This is a genomic window from Bradyrhizobium centrolobii, assembly GCF_001641635.1.
GTDB classification, from domain to species: Bacteria; Pseudomonadota; Alphaproteobacteria; order Rhizobiales; family Xanthobacteraceae; genus Bradyrhizobium; species Bradyrhizobium centrolobii.
Genome location: NZ_LUUB01000034.1, coordinates 14,139 through 30,997, shown reverse-complemented (window position 1 = coordinate 30,997; position 16,859 = coordinate 14,139). Strand labels below are relative to the sequence as shown.

Below are 16,859 nucleotides of genomic sequence, written 5' to 3'. Positions count from 1 at the left end.
ATGCGCAATATATCAAGGAGGTGGGCGGTTACTGATTAACCAAGGAAGTCGCCGAGCCGGTCATTATCGGCATAACAAGCTGACGGTGAAGGCTCAAGCGATTATACTGCACTTCGATTTATTGCAATTTTAAGTGTGCCGTCCGCCCGATTTTTAATTCCCAGAAGCGGCCGGCAGAGGCGATAATGCAGATGGCGTGGGCAGAAGTTAATTCGCTAGCCAGAGGAACGGAATCGCAGGCCTTTGCGCCATTTCCGTGCGAAACGTTAAGCCGGTCCTTCGAGCGGCAGGCAGCCAGTACGCCGGATGGCGTCGCAATCCAGCTCGGGCGCGAACGCTTGACGTACCGGGAGCTCGACCAGCGCTCGAGGCAGCTCGCCCGGCATCTACGCAAACTTGAACTGCGGCCCGATAGCCTGGTGGCCGTCTGCTTTGAAAGATCTTTCGACCTAATCATAGCGATGCTTGCTGTACTCAAAGCGGGCGCTGGATATCTCCCAATCGATCCGTCATACCCGGTTGAACGCATCTCGATGATCCTGGACGATGCAAACCCGTCTGCGATCTTGACGCAGGAGGCGCTCGCCCAGAGGGTGGGACGGAGAGGGAGCGGATCAGTCATCTGCGTCGACAGGGACCGACATTCCATTGCCGAGCAGGGCTCGCATGGATTGGATGAAAGCGCTTCGGCCGACAATCTCGCCTATGTGATCTACACTTCGGGATCCACCGGCAGGCCGAAGGGCGTAATGGTGACCCATCGGAACGCGGCTCGCCTTTTTACTTCGACGGCACATTGGTTCAATTTCGGTCCGAGCGATGCTTGGACTCTGTTCCACTCTTCGGCATTCGATTTCTCCGTTTGGGAGATCTGGGGGTGCCTCCTGAGCGGCGGTCGGCTCGTTTGCGTACCCCACTGGGTCACGCGCTCGCCGAGCGATTTCTACAAGCTTCTGGCCGAGGATCGGATCACAGTACTTAACCAGACACCGGCGGCATTTTATCAACTGGTCCAGCTCGAGGAGGCCGGTGTCGTTGAGGAATTGAAGCTTCGCTACGTCATTTTCGGTGGTGAAGCGCTCAATTTCGCAAATCTCCGTCCGTGGTTTGAGCGTCATGGCGATCAGACGCCGCAACTGATCAACATGTATGGGATTACGGAGACGACGGTTCACGTTACCTACAGGCCCGTGACCGCAGGGGATTCTCGAAACGAGACGAGAAGCCTCATTGGCGTGCCTATTCCCGATCTGCGCATCTACTTGCTCGACTCCGAATTGCGGCCCGTCGCCGCCGGCGATGTCGGAGAGATATTTGTAGGCGGTGCAGGAGTTGCGCGCGGATACTTGAATCGTCCCGAACTTACGGCGGAACGCTTTGTTCGAGATCCGTTCGCCGAAGGGCCTTCGATGCTGATGTACAAATCGGGTGATTTGGCGCGAGCTACTGAGAGTGGCGATCTCGAATATCTCGGACGCGGTGATCTTCAGGTAAAGATCCGCGGCTACCGCATCGAACTTGGCGAGATCGAAGCAACACTCGCAGATCACCCCTCCGTAGCGCAAGCCGTCGTTCTGGCGCGCAGAGACGGTCCGGGAGAACCAAAGCTGGTAGCCTATATCGTCGGTAAGCCGTCTGCTTCCCCGACAGCGCAGGGCCTGCGAGATTTTCTCAAAGCGCGGCTTCCCGAGCACATGGTGCCATATGCTTATGAGCAACTCGAGACGTTTCCGCTGACGATCAACGGCAAAGTCGACCGTGCCGCTCTGCCCGCCCCCCGGGAAGTGGTCCACGCCGGGCCCGAGCGCGCATCGATGCCCCTGGAAAGAGAGATCGGGGAAATCTGGCGTGAGGTTCTGGCTACAGGAGCCGTTGGTCTTGACGACAATTTCTTTGACGTCGGCGGCGATTCTCTGCTGCTCGCCAATGTTCATGGTCGCGTCCAGAGGGAGTTGAAGCTCGATATCCCTATTACGGATTTGTTCGAGTTCACCACGATACGGGGGCTCGCACGCCACCTGAGCACGAGTACCGCGACGAAGGCGTCACGCGCAGACGCGCAAGAGAGAGCACAAAGGCAGCGCGCAGCATTTGGTCGGAGGAGGGAATTCCACGGGAGAGATGCATCGTGAGCGACCAGGAGGCCGAGAGCGCAGTTGCGGAAGGCGTGGCGATCATCGGCATGGCGGGGCGCTTTCCGGGCGCGCGCAGCGTCGCGGAGTTCTGGCGCAATCAGCTTAACGGGATTGAATCGATCTCTCATTTCGGCGCAGAGTCTCTGGAGGGCGCCTGCGAGGGCGCCCCCGCGGCCGGTGTTCGTCATGTGCACGCGCGGTCGATCATCGACGACATCGAACTCTTCGACGCGGACTTTTTCGGAATCTATCCGCGCGAGGCCGAATTGATGGATCCACAGCAGCGGTTGTTTCTCGAATGCTGCTGGGAATCGCTCGAAAATGCAGGCTATGTGCCGGATTCGTATCCTGGCCTGATCGGCGTGTATGCGGGGTCTAGTCTCTCGTCATACTTTCTCTCGCGCCTTTGCGCGACGCCCGGTTTCATCGAGAAGTTCACCTCGGGTTACCAGGTGTCCAACTACGTCGAGATGATGGGAAACAGCCTGGACTTCCTGTCCACCCGCGTTTCGTACAAGTTGAACCTGCGCGGACCGAGCTTCACAATGCTGTCGGCCTGTTCGACGTCGCTGTTGTCGGTCACGCAGGCGTGCCAGTCGTTATTGACCTATCAGACCGATATGGCTTTGGCGGGCGGCGTCTCGATTACACTCCCACAGAAGCGCGGGTATCCATACCAGGAAGGGGGAATGGTCTCGCCTGACGGGCACTGTCGGGCGTTCGATGCGGCTGCGCAGGGAACGGTCTTTGGCAGTGGCGTTGGTGTCGTGGTGCTGAAGCGCCTCGACGATGCACTTCGCGACGGCGATCAAATCCACTCCGTCATTCGTGGCTTCGCCGTCAACAACGATGGATCGGCTAAAGTCGGCTACGCTGCGCCTAGCGTCGAGGGGCAGGCGAACGTCATTCTAATGGCGCACCAGGCTGCCGGGATCGATCCGGACACGATCGGCTACATCGAGGCTCACGGAACCGGGACGCCCATGGGCGATCCGATAGAGCTCACGGGATTGACTAAGGCTTTTCGCACCTCCACCGGACGGAGGCAATTCTGCACGATTGGAACAGCCAAGACAAACGTCGGGCATCTCGATATTGCGGCCGGCGTAACTGGATTGATCAATGCTTCCCACATTGTGGAGCACGGCGTGTTCCCGCCGACGCTGCATTTCAAGAGCCCAAATCCCAAGTTCGATCTGGAGAGTAGTCCATTCCGGGTCATCACCACGCGTTCGGAATGGAAGAACGATGACGGTCCCCGTCGCGCGGGGGTGAGCGCCTTCGGCGTCGGCGGAACCAACGCGCATCTCGTGCTTGAGCAAGCACCGGAGCGCCCAAAGACTCCCTCGACCAAGTCCAAGCATTTGCTCGTGCTGTCCGCGCGCTCGGCGGCGGCCCTGGAACAAGCGACCGACAACCTGGCAGAACATTTGCGCTCGCATCCCGAGCTAAACATGTCGGATGTTGCCTGGACGCTGCAGGAGGGTCGGCGCGAGTTTCATTGCCGCCGGACCGTAGTGGCCGGCGAGCTCGATGAAGCCGTTCGCATGCTGTCGAAACGCGAGCGAGTGCAGACGCGCTCGAAGCCGAACGATGCTCCCGAAGTCCATTTCATGTTTCCGGGGCAGGGGTCACAACATGTGGATATGGCGCGTGAGATCTATGCAGCCGAGCCAGTATTTCGCGCCGCCGTTGACCGCTGCGCCGAGATCCTGCGTCCGCACCTTGGCACCGATCTTCGGGCTCTCCTGTATCCCTCGGCAGGAGCGAGTGAGGAGGCAAAGCGCGCTGTAACCGAAACGATCGTCGCGCAACCGGCCATCTTCACGATCGAGTATGCCCTGGCACAGCTCTGGATGAGTTGGAATATTCGCCCAAAGGCAATGGTCGGCCACAGCATTGGGGAATTCGTCGCCGCATGCCTCGCGGACGTGCTGTCCCTGGAGGATGCGCTGAAGCTGGTTGCTTTGCGGGGACGAATGATGCAGCAGCTGCCCGCTGGCGGTATGCTCTCGGTCCGGCTCCCGGAAGCGAGTCTCCGCGGCGTTCTGCGCGAACCACTCTCCCTCGCTGCAATCAATTCTCCCTCGCTTTGTGTGGTAGCGGGGCCGCTCGACGCACTTGCCGACCTCGAGCGCGAGTTAAACGATCAGAAGGTCATCTGCCGACGATTGGTAACGTCGCACGCGTTCCATTCGGCGATGATGGAGCCCCTCATTGATCCGTTGGCTGAGGCGTTCGCCAAGACCAAACTCAGCTCACCCAAGATTCCGTATGTTTCGGGTGTCACCGGCGACTGGATCACCGACGATGACGCAACCAATCCACTTTATTGGGCGCGACATGCGCGAGAACCGGTGCGGTTCTCATCGGCAGTCCAGGCGATACGAACGGATCCCCAAGCCATTCTCTTGGAAGTTGGTCCAGGCAACGTGCTGGCGACACTCGCGCGACAGCACAACGGCTTTTCGGGTGACCAGATAATCGTGTCATCGCTCTCGGACGGCTTCTCTGGCGAACGTGACGTTGAAGCACTTCTGAACGCCGTGGGCGCTCTGTGGCTTGGCGGAGTTCGTCCGGATTGGAAGAGCCTGCACAATGGCGAGCACCGCCGGCGCATTCCATTGCCGACTTATCCATTCGAACGCAAGCGCTACTGGCTCGAAACCGTTCCGGAAGCGAATGACAAGGCGGTCCCGATCGCCTCCGCAGCTGCGGCGACGCCGTCGCAAACTACAGTGAATTCACAGTCCAGACAGGAAGCGGAAGCCGCAAACATGGCGCCGAACATTGAGTCCCAATCGGCTTTGATCTCGCAAGCAACTCGGACAGCCAAGATTCAGGCGGCTCTCGCCGAGTTGTTGCACGACTTGTCCGGGGTAGATGTTGCCTCGACCGAAGGCTCGACCACATTGCTGGAACTTGGCTTCGACTCCCTGTTTCTCACACAGGTCGCACAGGCCTTGCAGGAGAAGTTCGGGATCAAGATCACGTTCCGACAGTTGCTCAACGACCTGTCTAGCCTCGCGGCGCTGGCCGAATATGTCGAAGGCAAGCTGCCGCCTAATATGTTTGCTGAACCTGCAAACGCGCCGGCGCGTGCCGGCGAGTCGGCCTCCGCAACCGCGGTGGTGGCGCCTTCCGTCGCCACTCAAGCCGTACGAGTGGCGTCCGCAGCGCCGGGCGGGCCGGCTCCCGTCGCCGAAGACGCGCTGGCACACCTCATGCGAGAGCAAATGCAGGCGATGAACCAGCTGTTCGCAAAGCAGCTCGAGACGATGCAGGCCAGGGTCCCCGAGCCAGCCGTCTCTCCAGTTGTAAGGCCCTCGATTGTTCCACCACAGCCACCCCGACCGGCGGAGCCGGCAGGCGCCTCTCCCAAGGTCGCTTCGTCGGACGCCGTCAGGTCCCACGGTCCGTACAAGCCGCCGCAGGTCGGAGTATCGCAGGATCTGACGGATCAGCAGGAGGCCCACCTCAAGCGGCTCATCGATCGCGTCACTCGGCGGACCGCCAAGTCCAAAAGCCTTACCCAGCAATACCGCAGCGTGCTCGCTGATCCCCGCGTCGTCTCGGGCTTTCGCGACCAGTGGAAGGAGATGGTCTATCCGATCGTCACGGACCGCTCCAAGGGATCGCGCATCTGGGATATCGACGGCAACGAGTACATCGACCTTGTGAACGGCTTCGGTCCAATCATGCTCGGCCACCGACCCGACTTCGTCGAAAGGGCTATCGAAACGCAGCTTCATGCAGGGTTCGAGACAGGCCCGCAAAGTGCGCTGGCCGGCGAAGTTGCGAAGATGTTTTGCGACATGACCGGCGACGAACGCATGGCGTTCTGCAACACAGGTTCGGAAGCGGTCCTTGCGGCTCTTCGCGTAGCGCGGACCGTCACCGGCCGGAGCAAAGTTGTCATGTTCAATGGCGACTATCATGGCTTGTTCGACGAAGTGCTCTTGAAGGGCCTCAAGGATAAAGCCGGTGAACCGGTTGCCCTCCCGATCGCCCCCGGCATTCCGCGACAAAGCACGTCGAACATAGTCGTGCTGGACTACGGCACGGAGGAATCCCTCGAATGGATCAGCAAAAATGCGGACAATCTTGCCGCGGTTCTCGTCGAACCCGTTCAAAGCCGTCATCCTGCGCTGCAGCCCCTCAACTTCCTGAGGGAAATCCGGAAGATTACGGCGGCTTCCGGTACGGCGTTGATCTTCGATGAGGTCGTTACTGGATTCCGGGTTCATCCCGGCGGTTGCCAAGCGCTATTCGGCATCCGCGCGGACCTCGCAACTTATGGGAAAGTCATAGCGGGTGGCATGCCTGTGGGTGTTCTTGCCGGCACCCGCCGGTTCATGGATGCCCTCGACGGCGGCGCGTGGCAGTTCGGAGACGATTCCTATCCCGAAGTTGGCGTCACGTTCTTTGCAGGCACGTTCGTGCGTCATCCGCTCGTCCTTGCGGCAATGCACGCCGTGTTGCTGCATTTCAAGGATCAAGGTCCCGCTCTCCAAGAGCGGCTGAACAAGCGGACCGCAGAGCTCGTCCAGCGGCTCAACGAAGTGCTGCGGTCGGAAAAGGTGCCGACCCACATAGAGACCTTTGGTAGCTTCTTCTACTTTAATTTCCAGGCCTCGGAGCGGCTTTCGAGCCTTTACTACTTCTATCTTCGCGACAAGGGTATCCATATCCGCGAGGGTTTCCCGTGCTTTCTGACGACATCGCATAGCGACTCGGATTTGGAAAGCATCGTGCGCGCGTTTAGAGACAGCGCCATCGAGATGCGGCAGGGCGGCTTCTTCTCCGACACGACAGGTCTGGCACTGCCCGACGTAGCTCCGGCAAAATCGGGCAATCTGGAGTCGAAAGAGCAAGAGCCGATCCAACTGACGGAAGCGCAGCGTGAGATCTTTCTTGCGACCGTTCTGGGGAGCGACGCATCCTGCGCCTTCAACGAGTCGTTCAGCATTAGCCTGAGGGGCGAGTTGCGAATGGAGTCGTTGCGCGAAGCAGTGAACGAACTGATCGCACGACACGAAGCCCTTCGTGCTAGCGTCGACGCAGATGGTCACTTCATGCATGTCAGGCCGGAGCTTCGGCTCGACATCCCGATTCGCGATCTGACAGGTTTCGAGCCATCCGCGCGCGAGGCGGAGTACGAGCGCGTTCTGGCCGCGGATGCGCGAGTTCCATTCGACCTCGTCAACGGCCCGCTCATCCGCGCGGAAGTTGTACGTTTCGAGCCAGATTATCATCAATTGACGGTCACATCGCACCATCTCGTTTGTGATGGATGGTCGACTAACGTGCTTGTCGATGAGCTGGCGACGCTCTATTCCGCGAAGGTCGAGAGAAGGACGCCGGATCTTTCGGCACCAGCCCGCTTCAGCCAGTATGCGCGCGCTCAGTTCGAACTCCAGAACTCCGGCAAGAATGCCGACGTCGAGGCATATTGGCTGGGCCAGTTCCGGGACTTGCCTGAACAGCTGGCTCTGCCGACTGATCGCCCGAGAACTTCGGTGAAGACGCATGCAGGCGCGACGGTGCGGTCGTACATTGATGCCGAATCTTATCGCAAGATAAAGCAGCTGGGCGCGAAGAGCGGCTGCACTCTCTTTGCGACGCTACTTACGGGGTTTTACGTGCTCCTTCATCGGCTCAGCAACCAGAATGACATCGTCGTTGGCATTCCGGCGGCGGGGCAGAGCCTGGTCGACGATGGCAATCTCGTCGGGCATTGCGTCAATTTCCTGCCTCTGCGAACTCAAATCGATCCGAACGCCTCGTTTACAGTGGCCTTGAGGGATACCAAGCGGGTATTGCTCGATGCGTATGACCATCAAGCCTATACGTACGGAACGCTTGTACGAAAGCTTGGCGTCCCCCGCGATCCGGCGCGGATGCCGCTCATGGAGGTTCAATTCAATCTCGAGCGTCTTGGAGCAGGCGCTCGCTTCGCGGGACTCGAGACGATGGTCGAGCCGAATCCCAAGGCTTCGGTCATCCTCGATCTCTTCTTCAATGTGATCGAGTCCGATCGAGGTCTGGTAATCGATTGCGACTACAATTCGGATCTCTTCGACGAGGAAACGATATCGCTGTGGATGCGATACTACGAAGCGCTTTTGCTCGACGCGGTCTCCGGCTCGGAGAAGGTGCTCGATGACCTGGCGCTGATGACCAAGGAGCAGATTTCGTCGGTCCTCGCCAAGCTAAATCCGAATCCAATCGAAGCGCCTTCCACGCAATCAATCGTCGAGATGTTCGAGCAGCGCGCAGCTCAGCCGCCTGACAGGGTAGCGGTTCAGATCGGCGAGAGCCGCCTCACGTACCGCGAACTCAACGTGCGGGCAAATCAGCTGGCGCGGTATCTGCAGCGATCGGGGGTGCGGCCGTCATCGATGGTGGCGACGAGTTTTGAGCGTTCGCTCGACATGGTCGTGGCGATGTTGGCGACCCTGAAGGCTGGGGCCGCCTATGTGCCTCTCGACTCCTCTTATCCGCTCGAACGCCTGACTATGCTTGTTGAGGACGCCAAGCCCACCGTTCTGCTCACTCAGGAAGCGCTCGCGGACGGACTTCCAAAGGGCGCGGCAAAGGTCATTTGCGTTGACAAGGACCGGCCAAGTATTAGCCGGGAAGACCCGGAGAATTTGCCCTCCCTCTGCGGGCCAGATGCTCCCGCCTACGTGATCTATACCTCCGGGTCCACCGGAAAGCCGAAGGGTGTTCTCGTCAGCCATCACAACGTGACGAGACTGCTCGAGTCGACAAGTGATTGGTTTAATTTCGATGAAACCGATGTGTGGACGTTGTTCCATTCCTCGTCGTTCGATTTCTCGGTCTGGGAGATTTGGGGGTGTCTGCTGACTGGCGGACGTCTCGTCATCGTGCCGTACCTGGTCACTCGTTCTCCTCAGGATTTCTACCATCTGTTGGCAGACGAGCGAGTAACGGTTCTCAATCAGACGCCGGCTGCATTCTATCAGCTGATCCAGGTCGAAGAGGCGGGCCTTATCAAGCCATTATCCCTCAGATATGTGATCTTTGGTGGAGAAGCGCTGAATTTTGCCAGCTTGCGGCCCTGGGTCAAACGCCACGGAGATCGCAGTCCGCAGCTGGTCAACATGTACGGCATCACGGAGACGACGGTACACGTCACCTACCGGCCGTTGGCCGCGGACGATATTTCATCGGAAGCCCGCAGCTTGATCGGAACGCCGATCCCGGACCTGCGCCTCTACGTGCTGGACGCGAAGCGGCGCCCGGTGCCGCCCGGTGTGACTGGCGAGATCTATGTCGGAGGGGCCGGTGTTGCGGGCGGGTATCTGAATCGGCCTGAACTGAGCGCAGAGCGGTTCGTTCCCGATCCCTTCGCCGCAACTGCCAACGCTCGGATGTATAGATCGGGAGACCTTGCCCGTGTCCTCTCGACAGGCGACGTCGAGTACCTCGGCAGGGCCGATGCCCAGCTCAAGATACGAGGCTTCCGGATCGAGCCGGGTGAGATAGAGGCGGCCCTGGTCGAACACCCCGCAGTGCAGCAGGCCGCGGCTGTCGTGCGCAAGGATGACGGCGGAAATCCCAAGCTCATTGCCTACTACGTGGCCAAGGAAGGCAGCCCAGTCACTCCTGCTGACTTGCGGCAGCATCTTCAGAACAAGCTGCCGGCGCACATGATCCCGCACGCCTGCGTCGCCATCGATGCCGTGCCTCTAACGATAAACGGCAAGGTGGATCAGAAGAGGCTGCCTGAACCGGATCTTGGCTCCGCAATTCAATCCCGCGAATATGTTGCGCCGGCGACCTCGCAAGAGCAGAGCTTGGCCAAGATTGTCTGCGAAATATTGAAGCTCGAGAGAATCGGTATCATGGATAACCTGTTCGAGCTGGGTGCCGACTCGCTTCATGTATTCCAGATTACGTCACGCGCGGCCAAGGCAGGCCTGCCGATTACACCAAAGCTGGTGCTTCAGCAGCGCACGATCGGCGGTGTACTGGCCGAACTCGGTCAAAATCAGCCCATTGCGCAATCCCAGGTGATCACCCCGGTGGAGCGGAACATGTACCGTGTGAGACGCGAGGTGTCTCGCGGCAGGAAGGCTCACGACTGAGAACAAGATGGCTGTTTTGAGTCCCATGCAAGGAGGTCTTGGTACTCCGGGTGCGCCTGCGAGACCCGATGACGATGTACTTGCGTTTCCGCTTTCTCCCGCGCAGAGGCGCATCTGGCTCGACAATGAGGAACGACCGGGAAACCCAGCATATAACGCGTCATTCCGCTGGAGTCTCCAGGGACCTCTCGACCCCTCTGCTCTGCAGCGTTGCTTCAACGAGATTGTCGCACGGCACGAAGTGCTTCGAGCCACGTTCGCTTTCACTGATGGAGACGTCCACCAGCTGATTGCGCCGTCGCTGAGCTTGCTGATTCCGGTAACCGACCTTCGGAATCTTCCCAGCTCACAACGAGAGGCTGAGATAGAGCGAATGAGCGCGGCCGAGGCCACGCGACTCTTCAATCTCGAAAAGGGGCCGCTGATCCGTGTCGCCCTGCTTCGAATCGATCAGTTTCAATACGTTCTGATGCTGACGCTCCATCACATCATCTGTGATGGATGGTCGATCGGTGTCGTCATGCGCGAATTGCAGAGGCTTTACACGGCTATCTCCGCGGAGAGGACGCCGGATCTACTTCCGCTTCCGATTCAATTTCCGGATTATATCGTCTGGAGCGCCGAGCGAGCCGAGGAAGCGCGCGAGAAGGAACTCAGCTACTGGACGCGTAAGTTTCGGGGCTACCGACCATTCAGATTGTCCCCGGATCTGCAGGAGCATGGCCAGCGCACGACGAATGGCGCGATAATTTCACGTCTGTTGCCGAAAAGTGCGACAAACGCGTTGAAGTCGTTCAGCGAACAGTACGGCGGCACGATGTTCAGTACGACGTTCGCAGCTTGTCTTGCGATGCTGCATCGGTGTACCGGCTCGACTGACATCGCGATGTGGACGCCGCTCGCGAGCCGGAGTCAACCTGAGCTCGAGAGTCTGGTTGGGCTATTTGTCAACCAAGTTGCAGTTCGGGTCGATTTGTCTGGTGATCCGAGCTTAACCCAGTTGGCAGCCCGCGTCCGTGACGATGTCTGGGACGCGCTTGCCCATCAGGTCGTCCCGTTTGAGAGCGTAATCGAGGCGTTGGCTGATGATGACAAGCCACGAGACGGGCAGTTCTGTTCCGTAAATTTCGTCTGTCAGCGAGCGTTCGGCGGAGCCGTGAACTCCGAGTTTGATTTTCCGGACGTTCGGGTCTCGCCGATTCCGTCAAAATCACCGGGAGCGCTCTACGATCTCAACTTTTTCCTGGTCGAGCGGGCAGAAGGTTGGCGGTTGTCGCTCGAGTACAACACAGATCTTTACACCGCAGCGACAGGCGATTTGCTGATCGAAGGTTTCGACCGTATCCTTCAAGCGATCGTTGCGGACCCCGACGTGAAACTATCGGGACTGCCGTCGATCGGTTCCGCCCCCCAGGACGTATCCTCGCCCGTTGCGAGCGACGCGACGAGTGCATCCGAGCCGCCGCCCACGAGCGTACCGGTGCCGGATGACGGTTGCGAATTCCCGGCCAGCGTTAGTCAGCTTCGATTTTGGCACCTTTCGCGCCTCAGGCCGGATAGTGCCGCCTTCAACATGCCGGCTTCGGTTCGCATTGCAGGCCCTCTCTCGGTCGAGCTTCTCCAAAAAAGTCTGACCGCTCTCGTAGAGCGGCACGAAAGTCTTCGCACGACCTTCAGAGAGCTCGATGGCGAGCTCAAGCAGATTATATCGAGCCGTGCAAATTGCGAGCTCCATTTCTCCGACTTGTGCGAGGCGTCGCAGCAAGCTGGTTTTGATCTGGATGCTCTGCTGCGCGAAGAGGCGCAAGAGCTGTTTGATCTCGAACGTGGACCTCTCACAAGGTGTCGGCTGCTCCGTCTCGGCCTTGAGGACCATGTTCTCGTCGTTACCGTGCACCATATCATCTCTGATGGGTGGTCCCAAAGCATCCTGCAGCGAGAGCTCTGGGCGAGGTATGATGGGTTTGTGGCAGACCAATCTCCCGCCCTTGCGTCGCTACCCATTCAGTACGCCGATTTTGCAGTCTGGCAGGCCGAATGGCTCAAGTCCGACGAGGCTAGCCAGCATCTGGCCTATTGGATGAAGTCGCTCGCGGGGCCGCTTCCCGTACTGGAGTTTCCGACTGACCATGCACCGGGCCAGCGCCAGCAGGTGCGTGGTGCGATCGAGAGACTACGCTTGTCAGGAGATTTGATCGAGCGACTCAGGGAGCGGAGCCGGTCAGCGAATGTCACGATGTACATGCTGACTTTGGCGGCTTTCGCCGTATTGTTGGAACGTTACACCGATCAGCAGGACTTGACGATCGGATCTCCAAGCGCAAATCGAAGCTCGCAGACAGAGCCTGTGATCGGACCATTCTCTGGACCAATTGCAATCCGGCTCAGCCTGGCCGGGCAGCCGAGGTTGAGCGACGTTCTTAGGCACGCCAGCCGGATGACGATGGATGCGCTCGACCACGCGGTGTTTCCGTTCGAGAGCATCATGGCGCAGCTCAAAATGCGGTCGATCCGGGGCAGAAATCCGCTGTTTCAGTTCTACTTTCTCTATCAGTCGGCATTTCTGCAGCGGCGCGAGGCGGGAGGCCTCGTGATTACGCCGGTTCCATCGATCAGTGTTGGAAATCCGTTTGAGCTACAACTCGCGATCATCGAGCGTGGGGGCGAGGTGTGGTTGAACGTTGAGTATGATCGCGGTTTGTTTGAGCCGACGTCGATACGCAATATTCTTTCATACTATCAATCCATCCTTGAGGAAATTGCGACAAATCCGGACAAGCAGATTTCCGATCTTACGCCGCCGTTCGTTTCGCAGGCGCTTGCCCCGACTGCGATGATCCCGGCACGGGCGGAGGAATTTCTAGCACCCCGCAATCTGGCTGAGGCGAAGCTTGTGTCCGTGTGGGAGAGGCTTTTCGATCTGCCGAAGGTCGGTGTCCGCGACGACTTCTTCGAGTTGGGCGGGCACTCGCTGTTGGCAGCATCGTTGAGTGCCGAGATAGAAAAGGAATTCGGCGTAAAGCTGGATCTGTCAAAGCTGCTGGTTGATCGGACCATCGAGCAGATCGCTGCGGTGATTACGGGTGGCGACGATAGTCCGCATTCGTCGTTGATCTCTCTTCGTGCATCCGGGACAAAGACGCCACTTTTCTGCGTACATGGTGGCGGCGGCCATGTACTCGCTTATGAGGAACTGGCCAAGGCATTACCTCACGACCAGCCGGTGTACGGACTAGCATCACCCGAGCTTGATGGTGCTCGGAAAGTGATGACAGTCGCCGAGCTTGCCAGACTGTACAACAGCGAAATACGCCGTGTGCAGGCGCACGGTCCATATCGGATCTGCGGATATTCGTTCGGCGGTGTTGTTGCACTTGAGATGGCAAGGCAACTGATCGCCGAAGGAGAGGCCGTGCCTGTCCTTGTGATGCTGGATACCAGCAACTGGGGGTACTATCGACACCTTCCGTTTGCGGAGTGGAGCCGCTTCTGGAGCGTTCGAATGATTGATCGTGCGAAACGATACTATCGCAGGATCGTGGACCATAAGATGGATGTGGCCATTTCGAGCGCATTCTTTTTTGTAAGAAAGAACGTGCGTTTGCGGCTATGGACGCTCGTTCAGAGGTTGTCGCGTATTGCGGACCGTCCGATGCCGGTTCAACTTCGGGACAATATGACCATGTTCAAGGCAATCGCGCGGTCGTATGAAGCGATGCCTCTCCCGGCGCGGATTATTCTCTTCAGAGTTGAGGAGCGTGATCCTGAGTACAGCCTCAATAAATCTCTAGGGTGGGAGCTGGTCGCCTCAAAAGGCGTCGACGTCCACTATGTACCCGGTGATCACCTGTCGTTCATGCGCGAACCGCACGTTTCCAGGGTCGCAGAGCAACTGAGAAAGTACCTTAGCTAACGATCATGATCGCTGTTGCTATGTAGTCTGGAGCGGGACGCGGGGCAGCGAAGGGGCGCGGTCGGCGAGGAGACAGGTGGATGCGCATTCTGGAGCTTACGACCGCCGTTGGCCTGATTGCCTATCTTGCCTGCCAGCTTTCGCCGCATCGCGATGGCTATCCATGGCTGGCCTATCTGCCGTTCCTCTGCGTTGCGATCATTGTGCTGCATCTGATGCTTGAGGGCGCCCGATGGGAGATGCTTCCCATCTACTTCGTGGCTATGGCCAGCATATATCAAGAGGTCGCCCCGCAATGGACGACGGATGTTCAGGCACAGTACGTCGTCGGTTTGATCGGATTGTGCTGCATCGGTATTGGAATTCTCCTGAGTACTGTCTTTCCCGTATTCGAGCTTCTTCCGCCCACCGGACCCTACTTAGTCGGGACCAGCATTCGACACTTCGTTGACCGAAGTCGAACAGATCCAGAAAACCCCAGCAATCCGCGAGAACTGATGGTGCAGATCTGGTATCCGGCGGACCGGTCCTTCAAGGGGAGGGTGGCCGCATATCAGCAGAGAGCAACTACGACAGTTTGGGACGCGCGCTTCTCATTGGCAAAAACTCATTCCATCGTCGACGCGACGCTGGCAGCTTCTCAAACACGCTATCCTCTCCTGCTATATGCGCCTTCCTGGAACGGTATGCGAACCGAGAACACCCATCTAGCGGAGCAACTGGCTAGCCACGGCTATGTCGTCGTGGGAATCGACCACCCTTACAGCTCATTTGCGACTGTTTTCCCTGATGGCCGTATCATCAAGAGCAAGTTGCTGGATGAAGACTTTTACTCGACGGAACAGTCATTCAGTAGGTTCCTGGTGACCGCCGAGACGGAGATACGAACCAGGGCCGACGACGCGCGATTTGTGCTGAATGCTTTGGAGAAGATCGATGTGGCGGATCAAGGTGAACCGTTCGCGGATCGCCTAGACCTAGATCACGTAGGAATCTTCGGCTTCTCGCTTGGAGGAGGTGTTGCCGCGCAGGCCTGTTGGCTCGATCGGAGGTTCAAGGCATGTCTCAATATGGACGGTCTGATGGCTGGTGAATCGCTGAAGCATGGGGCGATCGCCCCGTTGTTCTTTATGAGCGAGGTCGATCCGAGCCCACCGGACAGCGTTGCAGAGATCAGTCCATCAAGACGACGCGAGAAGGCACTGGATTGGGAGCAGTTCGTGCAGGCGCGGAAACTATTTTCGACATTCGGCGGATATTGGCTGACGATAAAACCGGCAAAGCACTTCAATTTTTCAGACTACGCCTTCTCGTCTCCGTTACACTTCTTCAGCCGTTCCGGTGCGATTAATCCCGCCAGGGCTGCTCGGACCATCGACCAATATGCACTTGCGTTCTTCGAATCGTATCTCAAGGGGGATTTCCAACCATTGCTGGAGGAGCCGACCCGCGATTTGGCGGAAATCCGCTTTGAAAAATCGGCCATTGATCCCGAGGGTAAGCAGTAGCCTCTCGCAAGTCATGGCTTGCAAGATGACGGTCCGGACCGATGAGCTCAGTTCGCCGTTCCCAAACGGCAGCAGTGACGTGAATTAACCAAGATAGAGCGAAAAGTCCCCCGGAGACGCAGAACGATCTATATCCTGCATAAGGAAAGTCGGATATCGCATTGGGATCCTATCTCGCCATTGCAAAGCGCTCTCGACGTCATGACGCGCTCTTACGCTGCTATCCTTGGCTCGGACCGGCTATCTTCAAACATACCGACGTCAATAGGAGCGGGACAGCTTTGCTACTCTCGCCTGGACGACCGGGCTTGAGAAACGGTTGAAAAATCATTGTCGACATGTCCAAGTTACCCGTAACGCTACAGCATATTGTTTCCGCGCGCCCGGTCCTATTTGCTCGAGCGGCGATGGGTCACCTGCTTGCCCTGCTTAGGTCCTCTTACCTGAGGCACCGAGGAGCTTATGCGTCTTTTAGCGAAGCCGTCGCGGCTGTCCGGCCCGGCGCGCTCGTTGGCTATGACAATGACGAAGTAGTCATGCATTCCTTCGAGTATATGTCAGAATTTAAGCTTGAGGACTACCCAGTTCTATTCTGGCTAAATCGTCTCGCGCCTGCTGCGAACGTAATTCTGGATGCTGGTGGTCATCTCGGCACCAAGTACCGGGCTTTCGGCCCGTACTTGGAGTTGAATGCGAAGGTCAACTGGATCATCTATGACTTGCCAGCGATCGTCCGTGTTGGGCGCCAGTACGTAGACGAAGGCAAGTTACGCGGGCCTACATTCATCGATGACTTGTCGCACGCTCCGGTCCCAGATGTTCTGCTCGCGTCCGGCTTGCTGCAATATCTCGATGTTCCGTTTGATGTCTTCCTTAAGAAGCTGCCTGCATTACCGCGCCACTTGCTTCTAAACAAGGTTCAGACGCGCGAAGGTCCCACTGTCGTGACACTCGAGAACTTCGGATGTGCGGAAATTCCTTACCAGATTCGCAACAGGACGGAGTTTCTTGCGACCCTTGGAAAGCTCGGTTACGACGTCATAGACGAGTGGTCGATTCCGAGCCTGTCCCGGACTATTCAGACCCACCCACATTTGGGGCGTTCAGCGAGTTGCGGTTACTATGCAAGGTTGCGCGCAATCTAGACCTTTGTTTTGCAAGATAGCCTTGGAAGAAGGATGACTTGTTA

Annotated in this window: 5 protein-coding genes; all 5 read left to right on the top strand. The window is 58.1% G+C overall.

All coding sequences use genetic code 11. From position 1 onward, the window contains the following. Positions 1 to 185 precede the first annotated feature (185 nt). The gene (locus tag AYJ54_RS07000; protein ID WP_063697750.1) at positions 186 to 2,132 is read left to right on the top strand and encodes an amino acid adenylation domain-containing protein; all 1,947 of its coding nucleotides are present in this window, start codon (positions 186 to 188) and stop codon (positions 2,130 to 2,132) included. After that, positions 2,129 to 10,249: a hybrid non-ribosomal peptide synthetase/type I polyketide synthase gene (locus tag AYJ54_RS06995; RefSeq protein WP_063697747.1), complete on the top strand. Its 8,121-nt coding sequence runs from the start codon at positions 2,129 to 2,131 to the stop codon at positions 10,247 to 10,249. The genes AYJ54_RS07000 and AYJ54_RS06995 overlap by 4 nt, the downstream gene beginning before the upstream one ends. 7 nt (positions 10,250 to 10,256) lie before the next feature. Then, a complete protein-coding gene (locus AYJ54_RS06990) occupies positions 10,257 to 14,162 on the top strand; it encodes a condensation domain-containing protein (protein WP_082905521.1) in 3,906 nt (1,301 codons plus the stop codon). Between the two features lie 80 nt (positions 14,163 to 14,242). Beyond that, positions 14,243 to 15,670 (top strand): alpha/beta hydrolase family protein, encoded by a 1,428-nt coding sequence (locus tag AYJ54_RS06985; RefSeq protein ID WP_063697742.1) that lies wholly within the window; start codon positions 14,243 to 14,245, stop codon positions 15,668 to 15,670. A gap of 407 nt (positions 15,671 to 16,077) precedes the next feature. After that, entirely contained in the window at positions 16,078 to 16,815 is a 738-nt protein-coding gene (locus AYJ54_RS06980; RefSeq protein ID WP_063697739.1) for a TIGR04325 family methyltransferase, read from the top strand. Positions 16,816 to 16,859 lie beyond the last annotated feature (44 nt).

Coding starts and splice junctions, on each gene's coding strand:
- AYJ54_RS06985 (WP_063697742.1), top strand. CDS start 14,243: ATGCGCATTCTGGAGCTTACGACCGCCGTTGGCCTGATTGCCTATCTT.
- AYJ54_RS07000 (WP_063697750.1), top strand. CDS start 186: ATGCAGATGGCGTGGGCAGAAGTTAATTCGCTAGCCAGAGGAACGGAA.
- AYJ54_RS06980 (WP_063697739.1), top strand. CDS start 16,078: ATGGGTCACCTGCTTGCCCTGCTTAGGTCCTCTTACCTGAGGCACCGA.
- AYJ54_RS06990 (WP_082905521.1), top strand. CDS start 10,257: ATGGCTGTTTTGAGTCCCATGCAAGGAGGTCTTGGTACTCCGGGTGCG.